Raw genomic sequence first — 13,623 nt, 5'->3', positions numbered from 1 at the left:
TTCGGCCATTTCATATAACGTTTCGCATTCCTGACGTCCAAGCGGCTTAAGGCAATAAAGTTGCCGGGTCGTCAGACTTAGCCGGTTGGATGTGTCGCCTGATTTGCTTTTCCGAAAATCCTCTCGGTGACCGAGGAGCTTTAGCGACGACGCAGGAATGTAATGTTAGCTGATGTCAACGGCCTCTTCGAGTAACCTAGCACAAGTTCTTTATAGTTTATTTTAACTTTAGTTTATATATAATCTCGCCATCTTGGTTCTCTTTATCTTGATTGACAAATCCTAATTTCTCGTAAAGCTTTCTAGCATGATTATTACTTTTTTCGATTGTTAGAGAGATTACTTCGCATTGTCTGTTCATTTCCTGAATGAATTCTAATATTCTTTTAAGAGATTGTGTTCCTAATCCCATCCCTTGATATTCCTTGTCTATTTGAAAGCCACCGATCCAGTAATTATTAGTACTATTAGGTGTATAGGAAAGATAGAAAAATCCAAATGTTTTATCATCCTTGCACAAAATATATGGATCAAAAGCCTCATCCCACGGTTTTATATAAGCCCATGCTAATGATTCGATAACAGAAGGCACAAACTTCTCTTGTGATTTGAGTAAAGATATCGAGAGAGCTTCTTCCCAATTATTTTTATCAATTGGTTCTATGCGGATTAGATTCATTTTTATATTCCTTTCAATTCTCACGACGAACTTGATTAGATATCCTCGACTAGTCATCATAAAGATTCTTAGCTATCCCTCAATGTGAAAGAAGCCATTCTACTCTTTTTTCCAAGTCATCTCATACTCGTTGGCATTCGTTTTTTCATCAATCGATTCAGATGAAATAGTAAAGCCATTTTTCAAATAGAATCTAACCGCATTTTGGTTTTCTTGATACACTTTTAAGTGCAAGCCTTCATTCTTATCTTTAACGTAATCAAGAAGTATCTTTCCATACCCTTTACCTTGTTCACTGAGATCTACAAACAAAGCTGCTATGTAGTTATCAACTAAAGAAATAAATCCCACTACCTCACTATCCCTATCAATGACATATGACTGAGACATAGGTAGATATACGTCCTTCATTACTGCCTGATTTGTTTCCCAATAAACTTCATCAATAAAATGATGAGCCTGTTTCGAACCTTCAAACCAAATTTCTACCATTCTGTCCAGATCATTTTCTACTTTTGTTCTTATAATCATTTAACTTTTCCTCCTAACTCTCATTCCTCATTTACTAAAGGATACCATTTATCTGAAAAATGGTCAGTCAAAAATCATTTCACTGCAGATAAAAACGCTGCTGTCATTTAACAGACATCCAGCGTTTGATGTAACATTATCATTTACATGGTTGTAATGAATGGTGGAGGCTGCACCATCGGTGCTCCTTGCTGATCTTGATCCCTATTCCCATTCTCTAAATGTTGTCATCATTTTTCTGACCGTATTTTCAGCAGCCTCCATAATCACTTCTCCCAATGTGGGATGGGGATGAATCGTCATAGCCAAGTCCTCCACGGTTGCCCCCATCTCGATGGCAAGTGCAAGCTCCGATACGAGTGTTGATGCCTCCACGCCAACGATTTGTGCACCAAGCACGATTCCTGAGGTCGCGTCCGCCACAATTTTGACAAACCCTTCGGTTTCCCCCAATGCCAACGCCCTGCCGTTGATCCCGAAAGAGGCTTTACCCATAACAATCGGAATGAATTTTGACTTTGCTTCCGTTTCACTTAAGCCAACGCTGGCCAGCTCTGGATTAGAAAAAACGACGAGCGGAATGGCTTTATAATCAACCTCGGAGGCATGGCCTGCAATGGCTTCTGCCGCAATCTTGGCTTCATAGGATGCCTTGTGAGCAAGTGTCGGACCAGCCGTAATATCTCCGATTGCGAAAATATGCGGGATAGCCGTTCTGCACTGTTCGTCCGTCTCAATCAGCCCCCTGCTCGTCACTGGCAAACCTATATGCTCCAGCCCTAAATTGCCGTCTGTGTTTGGCTTTCTGCCAATAGTGACTAACACATATTCCGCTATAACATGCTGCTGCTCCAGATTTTTTACATAATGCAGTGTAATTGTATCCGCATTCTGCACCACTTTCTCAGCTGTCGCCCCGGTTATAACGTTTATACCATCGGCTTTCAACTGTCGAACAACAGGGACCGCAAGGTCTGCCTCGAATCCCGGCAGCACTTGTTCTCCTCCCTCCAGAATCGTTACTTTTGTTCCAAATTTGGCATACATTTGCCCCAGTTCGACACCAATATATCCACCGCCGATAACTACTAGGCTGTTCGGAACCTCAGGGAGTGACAAAGCTTCTGTGGAAGACAAAATACGTCCTCCAACCGGAAATGCTTGCAGTTCAATCGGACGAGAGCCTGTTGCCAGTATGGCGTACTTAAAAGAAATAGTTTGCTCCTGTCCAGCTTGTTTGATAATAGCTGAATGTGCATCAACTAAACTAGCTTCTCCTTCCAGAATGCTCACTCCAGCAGTCTTCAATAAATAACGAACTCCACCTGCCTGCTTAGTCACAATCCCCTGCTTGAAATCCTGAGCATTCTTAAATGACGCTGCTGCATCTGCGTTATTAAATTGTCTGAGCAAATCATAGCGATGCGATTCTGCAATTAATGCTTTGGATGGAATGCATCCAATATGCGTGCAAACTCCGCCAATCTGACTGCGTTCGACAATCGCCGTCTTCATTCCAAGCTGTGAAGATCGCAGTGCCGCCACATAACCTCCCGGACCTGATCCTATAACCAACGTTTCTACGGATTCAAGCTTACTCATATTCTGATACCCCCTGTTGAAATTTTTGTAAAATAATATGATGATCGTAATATATTATAATCATCATATTTTAAAAACGTCAACCGCTCATTAACCTTTCATGAGCCAACAGTTGCCGATTCACTAAATTGACAGGTTTAATTATGACACTTATAATATTTTGAAAATAGAATTATGAATCGTGGAGTGATTACAATGCCTTATCCCAAAGGCCATAAGATGAAAGTACGGAATAAAATCGTTGAAAGTGCTGCCCAGGCTTTTCGTACCCATGGCATCCACGATGTAAGTGTTCCGTTCATTATGAAAGGGGCGGGGCTAACTCATGGTGGGTTTTATTCTCATTTTGACAACAAAGAACAGCTGGTCGCCGAAGCCTGCCGGTATGCCATCAGCGATACCATCGCACTTCTACAGGAAGCCGCTGATCAGGAGAATCAGAATCCCAAAATCAATACGGTCATTGATTATTATTTAAGTCCATATCACCGCGACAAAACGGAGATGGGCTGCATTCTTCCTGCCCTTTCTGGCGAAATATCCCGTTCTTCAGAAGAGGTTCAGCAGGTATTCACCCATGAACTGAAACGGATGATTGCTTTTATCTCCAACCTAGCGGAAATTGACACGTCCAAAGGTAGTGCACTGCTTAGTACCTTGGTTGGCTCCCTTGTTCTTGCACGGTCTGTTCATGATCCTGAACTGAGCAACACCCTGCTCTCGGCAGGCAAGCAGCATGCCAAAGAGCTGGTGATGATTTAATTTTGTTCAAGCAATTCAATAAACAAAAAACACGCCAACCAATGGCGTGTTTTTTTGTGTTTGGCGAAACCTAGGGGGATCAAACCCTGCCCACGAATACTGGATTGACATAAGGTTCCATATCCTGTATGTTTTATTTATTCCGACTGTTCAGTATAAATAAAATAAATCAGAAGTCTTTTATGAAAAGAGGAATAGAAAAATGCCTAAAGTAGGAATGGAACCAAAGCGTCGAGCAGATGTAATTAACGCCACTCTAATGTGTATAAGCAAACATGGGATTGATGGCATGACGCTGGATAAAGTCGCTGAGTATGCGGATTGTTCTAAAGGTGTTGTAACTTATTACTTTAAGAATAAGGATAACTTGATTATTGAGGCTTTCAGGTCATTCTTAGCCTATTATGGTTTGAAGATCAATTCTCAAATTCAGAATACAATGACTCCAGAGGCAATGATCGAGGTCACACTGAAGAACATCCTCCCACCTTATAGTAAGGATACACAAGAACCCATCAATGTATCGGATCTTGAAGGTATTGAAAGGATGTATATCCCACACGAAGTTCAAGTGAAGCTTTTTCTTCATTTCTTTTCTAAAGCAGTATTGGATCCCCGTTTACAAGAAGTCGTGTCGGCGGGGTATAAGGAAGACATGAAAGGTATAGTGAAAATCTTTGACTATGGCAACATGTTAGGGAATATGAAGGTGGATGATTCGAATAGCGCTGCTTATGGCCTGCTGGCGATGGTCGTAGGGCTAAACTTCTTTCGAGTAGCAGATATCCCGCCAATGAACGGTGAGGATAATCGATATATCTGTGAGGACTATGTCAAAAGGCTAACTAGAGGAGGAAAGTAGAGTGTCTGATGCAATTAAGAGCGATTTTGATTATCCAATGGCCAAAATTCCAGGTGGAGAAATAGAATTAAGAGACGATCGAACAAAAAGGATATGGAAGGCCGAAATAAGATCTTTCCTTCTTGCTCCGTATCCTGTAACAATGGAACTGTATTGTGCAGCTACGGGGAAATCCCCCATTTCTATCGATAAAAGTCAAAAGCCGGTTACGAATATTTCATGGAATGAAGCCATTTACATATGCAATCTACTTTCTGAGAAAGCTGGACTGAATGCGTGTTATTCTATTAGTAATGACAGTGAAGAAATCATCTGTGATTGGGAAGCAGACGGTTATCGACTTCCTTCTGAAGCAGAGTGGCAGTATGCATGTAAGGCAGGAACTAGCGGGTACAGATACGGAGAAATGGATAAGATCGCTTGGTATAATGAAAATTCAGAAGGTGAAAACCATGAAGTAGGAAAAAAGGAACCGAATGCATGGGGTCTGTATGACATGTTAGGGAATGTTTGGGAGTGGTGCTGGGATTTATATGACCAGAACGTATATGGTTCCTACCGAATTTTCCGAGGAGGCAGCTGGGCTGAAGAGGAACGAGGCTGTGGGGCTACCTGCCGTCGTCGCAGTCACCCGTCTTTTTGCATCGACGACCTTGGATTCCGCCTTGCCCGGTCTTTATAAGATTCGGAAGTTATTTTAACACTGAAAAAGAGCTCAAGCATTGTTTCCGCTTGAGCTCTGACAGGTTAGACAGTAGGTAAATGCGGCGTTAAATCACTACTTTCTCACTACCGACACACAGCACTCCACATGCACCGAATAGAGAGTGAAAACAATTTATAAGAATAGTAGCCTATATCTTTTGTATTCTCTCCCAAAATTCTTTAAAACGTTGTTCAATCACAGGTTCAATCAAGTCGTAATTTTCCCATATATTAGCAACATGATAAAATGTAAGTCCAACTCCTTGAAAGGTATGGACATAGTCTTCAGCTATATAAATGTCCTTTTGAATATTCAAATATTCATTGACGAATGGTTTAATCTCATCTGCAAGTTCTTGGGTTGAAAACACGCCGTCCAGACATTTTCGATAGAATTCAGCACCCGTAAGCTGCTTCTGCTTTACTTTCTCTATTTCAGTAGCGAACTGATGCTCTATTTCCTCTGAAAACCAATTATTTTTAATTAACCAAGTGATGAACATGCCCGTAGCGGTGTAAGCAGCATCTTTTGTTAAATCCTCCGGGAAATCCCCTTCATAGTGCCACTTCGCTTTATCTAATACACGATCCTCAGGAATCATAATTGCATCTAGAATCGATTCAGGCTCTTCGATATATCCTTTCGCTTGGTATTCCAGAGACAATTGCTCAAGCTGATAAAGCGCTTCTTCCATTGGATATTGTTGATACACCGCATTAGTGGTTTTTTTCCGTAATGTTAACCGGCCTTTCACGATATTTAAAATATGTAGATCTGACGAAGTCTCCGTGATCATCAAATGAATATATTGTTTATAATTTTTGCTCGGTTTTGTAAGCAATATTCTCTTCGGATTCAATTCTCTTTCCTCCTTATACATTTCATAAACGGGATCGGCAAATTTCAAGTTCCCTTCAATCGCAATTTCATCGACATGCTCTAGCGTTGCTATCACCCACCGACTTACATAATCTATAAATGAATTAATTAGAAAATGCTTATACTCTTCCCCAAAATTCATCAAGCATTTTCTTGGTTTCTTCAGATGACCGAAGTTGGACAGAATTTCCTTTTTCATCTATCGTAAAGTGTCCTTTGAAAGCATCTGGCATTGCATTGTATTGTTTTTCTTCTTGTGCATATGCCTGAATAAAACAAGCGTATCCAAATCTATTTACTAAATATGGTAACCCAAAAGCAGAACGAATCAACTCATATTCTTGATAGTTATATGGTGTATTTTCAGGACGCATCATCAGAGTTTCTATGAACTTAGACATCAGTTTCTCTACTTCTTTTTCAGTGGCATAATTCGCGTATCCTCGGATTGCAGTCAATCTCATATCTAGATAGCGTTCTTTTTTAAAGGCTTTGAAGAAAAAGTCCTTTAAATCAATATCTTCACAAAACACAAGTGACATCATTATTATGTTACGAATGTACAAATTTTTTGCTAAAAAATATAATTCTGTTAAAAATTCAGCATCTGCACTTGATAACGCTATGGTCTTGCATTTTTCTAGCAACTGTTGAAAATCAATTTTATTTTCAAATCCCTTTTTTTGAGACATTTTCCTGAGCTCTTCAATTATGTCTGGCATTTGATGTATTCCTCCATAATATAAATTGTTCTACGTAATCATTATACAGCAAGCTTAGAAAAAGAAAGAGCATAATCCATAGAGATGAAATCTCAATGAATTATGCTCTATTTATTTATATTCCATATTTTTTTGCTAACTCTTGCTGAGGAGTTTTCCAAAGCTCCATCCACTTTTTGATAGCGGCAATAATAATGATTAACCCTAAGACCAACATAACGATGGAAAGAACGCCATTTAACACACTATAACTTTTGGAAGCTGTATTCAAATACACATTCTTAATCATCCAGTATCCTGCTACATTGACTGTTACGTACAAGTAAGCTAGTGGAATCAAGCATGTGAGCATATACCAACGTTTATCCGCAATTTTCAAGACGATCGTTGCTCCGATAATTAAACCGATAGATGCCATCAATTGATTGGAAACTCCGAACAGTGCCCAGATCGAGCTGATATCCCCTGAAAAGAGCAGATAGCCCCAAATAAAACATGCTAATGCACTTGCAAATATGTTACCTGGTAACCAATTCGTTCTCTTTAATGGTTTATAGAAATCTCCAAAGAAATCTTGAATCAAGTATCGTGCTACACGTGTACCTGAGTCGATGGCTGTTAAAATAAAGACCGCTTCAAAGAGAATGACAAATTGGAAGAAGAAAGAAGCTAAGTTTTCAAACCAAGGAAGTTTCGTGAAAATATAAGTCATACCGACGGCTAGTGTAACCGCACCACCCGTACGTCCTTCTAGATTCATCCCAATCTCTGCGGCTAATTCTTTCAGATGGACGGTATCGATCCCGAGTGTTGCGAATACTGCAGGTGAGGAGTTAATTGCAAAGTAATCTCCTGGTTGAAGGGAAACAGCAGCAATCAAAGCCATAATGGCAACAAGACATTCAACAAGCATAGCGCCAAATGCTACTGGTTTAATATCTGTCCACCGATTTAACATTTTGGGTGTTGTTCCTGACCCAACGAATGCGTGGAATCCTGAAATGGCCCCACAGGCAATCGTAATGGAGATGAATGGCCAAACTGGACCCGCTACGATTGGACCGCCGCCATTAATGAATTCAGTAAGAGCTGGAAATTGAATTGTAGGGTTTACATAAAAAACACCAACAATTAGTGCTCCAAAAACTCCAATTTTCATGAAGGTGCTTAAATAATCACGAGGTGCGAGTAAGAGCCAGACAGGCAATGCTGCAGCAAAGAATGCATACACGGGTAAAATAATTGCAAGCGTGCTTGCTTTAAGTGTTAAGAAATCGCCAAGAGCTGTACCTTGGATGTTTGGTCCGAGCAGAATTCCCACCATAATTAAGACAAAACCGACAATGGTAGCTCCTTTTAATTGACCTGTCATCCGGTGGTAGATTCCCACACCCATTGCGATTGGGATCGTGATACCAACTGCAAATGTACCCCATGGATTATTTTCTAAGGCATGAAGTACAACCATAGAAAGCCCCGCCATTGTAATCGTGATGATAAATAACATCGCGAGCCCTGTACAAAAGCCTGCAACAGGACCGAGTTCCGCTTTAGCCACTTCAGATAAAGATTGTCCATTTTTTCTCATCGAAGCAAATAAGACAACCGCATCATGTACGGCTCCTCCGATAACAGCTCCAATAAGAAGCCAAATAAGTCCAGGTAAATAACCGAATTGTGCGGCCAAGATCGGACCAACTAATGGACCCGCAGCAGCAATTGCTGCAAAGTGATGACCGAACGTGACCCATTTATTGGTTGGTACAAAGTCTTTACCATCCTCTAGCTCATGTGCAGGTGTTTTCTTAGCGGCATCCATTGCCTCAAGTTTTAATATTTTCGCAGCCATAAACGTACCGTATAGACGATAAGCAATTAATAAAATACATATAGACCCAACTACTATTGTAACTGCATTCATATTGTGTACCTCCATCTCCTTGATGTTATGCTAATCATACACAATGAAAACCAATTAAATTGATTTTCAAGATAAAGCACAAAAAAGCGGAGATGGATTACAAAAATAGAACGTCAAAATACAAAAGCGCTTACAATTTTAAGCTAAAAACCTAAGAGTTGCTTTAAGTCTTTCATATAGGTACGACTTACTGGAATCTTAGATCCGTCTTTCATGATTAGATTATAAGTGGAATTAAACCAAGGCTGAATTTCAGATATATGATCGATATTAACGATGAACCCACGATGAACTCTAATAAATCGATGTGGATTGAGCTTTTTTTCTAACATAATGAGCGAATCGCCCACCTTGTATTCTTTGTCCAACGTCTTTATTGCACATTTACCTTCACTCGAGCCTACGCACACGATCATCTGACAATCGATTATGACAATTCGTTCATCAACTAAGACAGCTATTTTTCCAAATTGTTCAACGGGAATGGCTGATGGGGAAGTGTGGCTATTCCTATCCTTCTCCGAGATTCTTTGCATACTCCGAATTTTTTCTAATGTTTGCTGGATTCGCTTTTCATTAAATGGTTTTAAGATATAATCCACGACATTTACTTCAAATGACTGTAGAGCATATTCGTCATAGGCCGTAGCAAAAACAATTGCTGGGGGCGGATTAAAGGTAAGCAATTGTTTAGCCAATTCGAATCCACTGTCTTCCGCAAGCTGTATATCCAAAAATACAACATTCGGGTTCACTAATGATATCTGTTTAAGTGTGTCTTCGATACAATCTGCTTCGCCAACGATTTCTACCTGTTTACTTCGAAGCAGAAAATATTTCAATTCGTCTCTAGCAAGTGGTTCATCATCAACGATAAAAGCCTTCAGCATTATGCTCAGTATCTCCTTTACGATCAAGGGGGATGGCCATTTGAATTATCGTGCCTTTTCCTACTTCACTTCGGATAATTAGTGAAGCTCTCCCATTATAAATGCCTTCCAGACGTTCAGTAATATTAAAAATTGCCGTTCCTGTACCTTTTGTGGAATCTACAATTTGCTGACCAAGTGCACTCATTCTCTCACTCTTTATGCCTGTCCCATTGTCTTCAACTTCAATATTCATGCATTCATTTTCGGAAAAAATCCTTATGGTTATTTTCCCACTGCTCTTAATATTTGAAAAAGCATGACGAATCGCATTTTCCACTAATGGCTGCAAGGAAAATGGAGGCAGAAGAACTGTCTCAAGACCTGGTTCTATATCCAAAACAATTTGATACTTATTCGGAAATCGGGCTTGCTCTAGTGATAAATATGCCTCAACATGTTCTAACTCTTTTTCTAGAGGGATAAGTAACTGACGTGCACCCTGCAAATTACTACGAAAAAAAGCACTCAGATCAATGAGTAGTTCTCGCGCTCTTTCGACGTCAGTACGACATAATACAGAAATCGTATTAATCGCATTAAATAAGAAATGTGGATGTATTTGTGCTTGTAACGCTCTGATTTCCGCATCCTTCAACAACTTCGTTTGTTGTTCAGCTTGAGCTAACTCTAACTGGGTAGAAAATAAATTAGCTAAGCCCTCAGCTAGTTCTTGCTGAATTTCATTTAATTTTTCGGGATTTGTGAAATACATTTTAAGTGTGCCAACCGTTGTACGATGTACTTTCAATGGGATCACAATCGCTGCCTGCAAAGGGCAGTCCTCTTGAAAACAATAAATATCTTTTTTTGATTTGACTACATGGATTACACCTTGTTCAAGCACTTTTTTAGTTAAACCTGTTGCCAATCCCTCAAGAGGCGTATGATGATCAGACGCAGCACCCACATGAGCGAGTACCTTGTGGTCGTCAGTAATAGCAACCGCGTCTGCATCCGTTCCTAAGAGCAAAATTTCGGAAATTTCTTTACACGAAACCGGATTTAGTCCTTGTCTAAAAAAGGGCAGCGTTTGATCCGCAATATGAAACGTACGATTTGTTTGGAACGCACGGGTCCGTTCTTCATCACGGAGTATCGAATGAATAATAAAAACAAATAACAACGTCCCAAAACCGTTTCCAATAATCATCGGCAGTCCAATTACCTGAACAAGCTCCCAAGCATTCACGAATGGTTCTGCTAGCAACAAAATAATCATCATTTGAACTGCTTCTAATGTCATCCCTACTGTTACGGCAAATAAGGGGGTAATTTTCCTGAACTTCCGGCGCCATTTCCCTATATATCCCGCAGTAACTCCAGCCAAAATGGTTGAAATTGCACAGGCTGCAGCAGTAAAGCCGCCCAATGAATAGCGATGTATACCTGCAATCAGCCCACTTCCGAGTCCTACTATGGGTCCTCCTATCAAGCCTCCAATGAAAACACCCATGATTCTCGTGTTAGCAATTGCATTATCCGAACCAATAGTAACTAACCAACTATGGTTGGCAATTGCATTGTTATGGATTTCGATCCCCGTATAGTTACTTATCATTCCAAAGGCTCCGAACAGGATGGTGAGTTGAATTTTCCCACTTGTTTTGTGTTCCCCTTGTACAATTTGACGAAATGATTTCATTTGAGAAAGTAAAAAAGCTACGATCACAATGATTCCTATTTTTTCTATCATGAAAGGCAGTAGATGTAACACATTCATCCATCCGTTCTATTTATTCCTTTACATCAATCAGGTTAATCTTATAACAAAAAATAAAGATTTGTCGAACTTTGTCTGCATAAAAATACACCCCAAAGAATCGATCGAAGTAACCCCGAGATTGTTCGATACTTATTCTAAAGCGTGTATTTCTATCAGCAAACTATTTAGATAAATTTGTTAAATAATGGATGATACTCTCTTTGATTTTCTTACTATAATTTTCTGGGGTTCCTACTTCTTTTTCCTCACGCGAAATATCTTTTGCCGTTCCATTCTTTGCATTCTTTTCTGCCTCTGCCCTTATGATCATATCTGTTGCGGCTGTTTTTGTATTCATGACTGATATCCGAAAATCACTCACGTATGCAATGGATTCATTTATTTTTTCCTTTTTCAACTGCTCGAGATCCTTGGAAATTTCTAGGAACTTATTTGTATGCTCAACTAGTAAGTTATACTTTTCTTTGAACTTCTCCATATCTAGATCTTTCAGATTTTTAGAAGAAATGCCTTGTCTGACGATTTCATCCTCTAACTCCATAGCACTCATAACACTTCTCAAAGAATAGTATCTCACCTTGAAATCTTTCTTCTCCAGATTATTCAATTCCGCTTTACTCTTCTTAGAAAAATCTGCAGCCAGTTCAGAAGTGAACTTTGCAGCTAGTGGTTTTACCTCCAGAGATTGAGAATAAATTTTCTTATGCAATTCTTTTCCTTTTGCCATATTATCATCTACATAAGACTTCATCTTATAATATAAATCGGCTTCCTCCAGAGATTGAACCAATTCCTTGAGTTTCGGGTACATCTCCTTTACAGAACTGTCGACCCCTGCAATGGATGGCTCCTTTGACGCGTATTCTTCAACTCCGGTCATATCTTTTTTGCTAAGCTCCAAGAAGATCCCATTACTTAGGCTTGTACGACTGTCCACCTTAAACTCTTCTGTTGCTCCGAACTTACCAAAGTAAAAACGTAAACAACTTTCCAATTTCCCTGTCACAAGCAGATTCAGCTTCGTATACGCCGTATACTTCTTGATCATGGATTCATCCTGCAAAGACTTGTCCATGTCGGAGGATGCCACATTTATGTTTGGTATCTCCTTATCTTCCTTTGTCCTATTATCACAAGAAGTAAGCACGCTGCACAGTACAAGCATCACAACCATCATGACTAATTTTCTTTTCACTATACTCATCCCCATAACTTACTTAATCATATTGTTATAGCAGCTAATTAAATTAGAAACCTTTTTGTTGTAATTCTCCAGATATCCTATTGTCTCACGTGATTTTACTTTACCGTCGGAAGGCTTGTTTAAGTTGGTACTCTTCGTTTGTAAGACCTGCATGATATCCGTAGCGCTTGCCTTCACTTCCGGTATGGCCCCATCAAATCTCCATAAAGATCCGATGCCTTCTTTTTCAAGTCTCGACTTGTCCTTAGCGTATTCCAAGAACTTATTCATATCTTCCGTTAATGAGTCATACCTTTCTTTGTATTTATTGGCGTCAAAATCCAATATGTTACTGTCATTCACCTTAGCTAAGGCAAAATCACTTTGAATTTCCTTGGCTTTTATTACAATGCTTTTCGCATAATATCTGACCAGATAATCCGCCTTCTTTAACTTTTCCAAGTCGACCTGTTGCCTTTTCTTCTCTATTTCAGAGAAGTCTATGAAAAATTTATCCGCTAAATCCCTGTATTCGTTGTACATAGCATAGAACTTTTTATGTAATTCTTTTCCTTTTGCGAAGTTATCCTCTGCAAAGGCTTTTGAACGATAATAGGTGTCTACTTCATTTATTGTATTTAAGTACTCTTTCATTTTGGGCAGTAAAATCTTCATAGATTCATCTGCTGCACCGAAAGAAGGCTTCTTAGACGTGTATGCCAGCGCCTCTTCCACTTGATCGAAACCACCTTTGATAATTGGAGTCAATATCATACCTTCAAACTTTTTCGGGTCAAAATTCTTTTTAAATTTAATCTCTTCTTCAAATCCAAAATTCTCTATATATCCGTAAATATCTGACTCCAGCCATCCCGTGATATAATTGCTTATGCCTACATAGGAATTGTATTTTCCTACATCTGCTGCTGAATCACTTTTTTCTTCCTTTTCCTTCTCCGGAGAACCACAGGAAATCAAAAGAACAGACAATACAATTAATACTGAAAAAACAGATAATAATTTCTTCAAAACACTACACTCCTTCATTTCTATTGATAAAGCACATTATTTTATTACAAATCTTTACATCGGCCACAAAGGGATTATTTATTAATTTTTCT

The 13,623-nt window shown here is 39.4% G+C and carries 13 protein-coding genes; 3 read left to right on the top strand and 10 right to left on the bottom strand.

The features are described from left to right. Positions 1 to 217: 217 nt before the first annotated feature. The 3 genes from ACSBOP_RS03640 to lpdA form a co-directional block, all read right to left on the bottom strand. Positions 218 to 679 carry a GNAT family N-acetyltransferase gene (locus ACSBOP_RS03640; RefSeq protein ID WP_132420618.1) on the bottom strand — a complete coding sequence of 154 codons (462 nt, stop codon included), beginning with the start codon at positions 677 to 679 and terminating at the stop codon, positions 218 to 220. A 99-nt stretch (positions 680 to 778) separates the two neighbouring features. Next, positions 779 to 1,210, bottom strand: coding sequence for an N-acetyltransferase (locus ACSBOP_RS03635; RefSeq protein WP_442603113.1), 432 nt, complete (start codon positions 1,208 to 1,210; stop codon positions 779 to 781). Positions 1,211 to 1,414: 204 nt separating this feature from the next. Next, positions 1,415 to 2,812, bottom strand: a complete 1,398-nt coding sequence (gene lpdA / locus ACSBOP_RS03630; protein WP_442603112.1) for a dihydrolipoyl dehydrogenase — start codon at positions 2,810 to 2,812, stop codon at positions 1,415 to 1,417. A gap of 195 nt (positions 2,813 to 3,007) precedes the next feature. Between lpdA and ACSBOP_RS03625 the strand changes: the two genes are divergently transcribed. From ACSBOP_RS03625 to ACSBOP_RS03615, 3 genes are all read left to right on the top strand, one after another. Continuing rightward, complete coding sequence (locus ACSBOP_RS03625; protein ID WP_442603111.1) at positions 3,008 to 3,574, top strand: TetR/AcrR family transcriptional regulator; 567 nt, start codon at positions 3,008 to 3,010, stop codon at positions 3,572 to 3,574. A 202-nt stretch (positions 3,575 to 3,776) separates the two neighbouring features. Next, complete coding sequence (locus tag ACSBOP_RS03620; RefSeq protein ID WP_442603110.1) at positions 3,777 to 4,436, top strand: TetR/AcrR family transcriptional regulator; 660 nt, start codon at positions 3,777 to 3,779, stop codon at positions 4,434 to 4,436. Between the two features lie 37 nt (positions 4,437 to 4,473). Then, positions 4,474 to 5,118, top strand: coding sequence for a formylglycine-generating enzyme family protein (locus ACSBOP_RS03615; RefSeq protein WP_442604361.1), 645 nt, complete (start codon positions 4,474 to 4,476; stop codon positions 5,116 to 5,118). Positions 5,119 to 5,290: 172 nt separating this feature from the next. Here the strand turns inward: ACSBOP_RS03615 and ACSBOP_RS03610 are convergent, their stop codons facing one another. The 7 genes from ACSBOP_RS03610 to ACSBOP_RS03580 form a co-directional block, all read right to left on the bottom strand. Then, the gene (locus ACSBOP_RS03610; protein ID WP_442603109.1) at positions 5,291 to 6,220 is read right to left on the bottom strand and encodes a DUF7832 domain-containing protein; all 930 of its coding nucleotides are present in this window, start codon (positions 6,218 to 6,220) and stop codon (positions 5,291 to 5,293) included. After that, positions 6,141 to 6,743 carry a hypothetical protein gene (locus tag ACSBOP_RS03605; protein ID WP_442603108.1) on the bottom strand — a complete coding sequence of 201 codons (603 nt, stop codon included), beginning with the start codon at positions 6,741 to 6,743 and terminating at the stop codon, positions 6,141 to 6,143. The genes ACSBOP_RS03610 and ACSBOP_RS03605 overlap by 80 nt, the downstream gene beginning before the upstream one ends. Before the next feature lie 115 nt (positions 6,744 to 6,858). After that, on the bottom strand, positions 6,859 to 8,664 hold the full coding sequence (gene cstA / locus ACSBOP_RS03600) for a carbon starvation protein CstA (RefSeq protein WP_442603107.1): 1,806 nt from the start codon (positions 8,662 to 8,664) through the stop codon (positions 6,859 to 6,861). Positions 8,665 to 8,807: 143 nt separating this feature from the next. Continuing rightward, positions 8,808 to 9,554 carry a LytR/AlgR family response regulator transcription factor gene (locus tag ACSBOP_RS03595; protein WP_442603106.1) on the bottom strand — a complete coding sequence of 249 codons (747 nt, stop codon included), beginning with the start codon at positions 9,552 to 9,554 and terminating at the stop codon, positions 8,808 to 8,810. Continuing rightward, positions 9,532 to 11,310 carry a LytS/YhcK type 5TM receptor domain-containing protein gene (locus ACSBOP_RS03590; RefSeq protein WP_442604360.1) on the bottom strand — a complete coding sequence of 593 codons (1,779 nt, stop codon included), beginning with the start codon at positions 11,308 to 11,310 and terminating at the stop codon, positions 9,532 to 9,534. Before ACSBOP_RS03590 ends, ACSBOP_RS03595 begins: the two co-directional genes overlap by 23 nt. 169 nt (positions 11,311 to 11,479) lie before the next feature. Continuing rightward, positions 11,480 to 12,514: a DUF3829 domain-containing protein gene (locus ACSBOP_RS03585; protein WP_442603105.1), complete on the bottom strand. Its 1,035-nt coding sequence runs from the start codon at positions 12,512 to 12,514 to the stop codon at positions 11,480 to 11,482. 18 nt (positions 12,515 to 12,532) lie between these two features. Beyond that, complete coding sequence (locus ACSBOP_RS03580; RefSeq protein WP_442603104.1) at positions 12,533 to 13,531, bottom strand: DUF3829 domain-containing protein; 999 nt, start codon at positions 13,529 to 13,531, stop codon at positions 12,533 to 12,535. Between the last annotated feature and the right edge of the window lie 92 nt (positions 13,532 to 13,623).

The organism is Paenibacillus sp. KN14-4R (genome assembly GCF_052180255.1).
In the GTDB taxonomy this organism is placed as follows: domain Bacteria; phylum Bacillota; class Bacilli; order Paenibacillales; family NBRC-103111; genus Paenibacillus_AM.
Note: the sequence above shows the minus strand (reverse complement) of the source record. Positions and strands in the feature narration are given on the sequence as shown.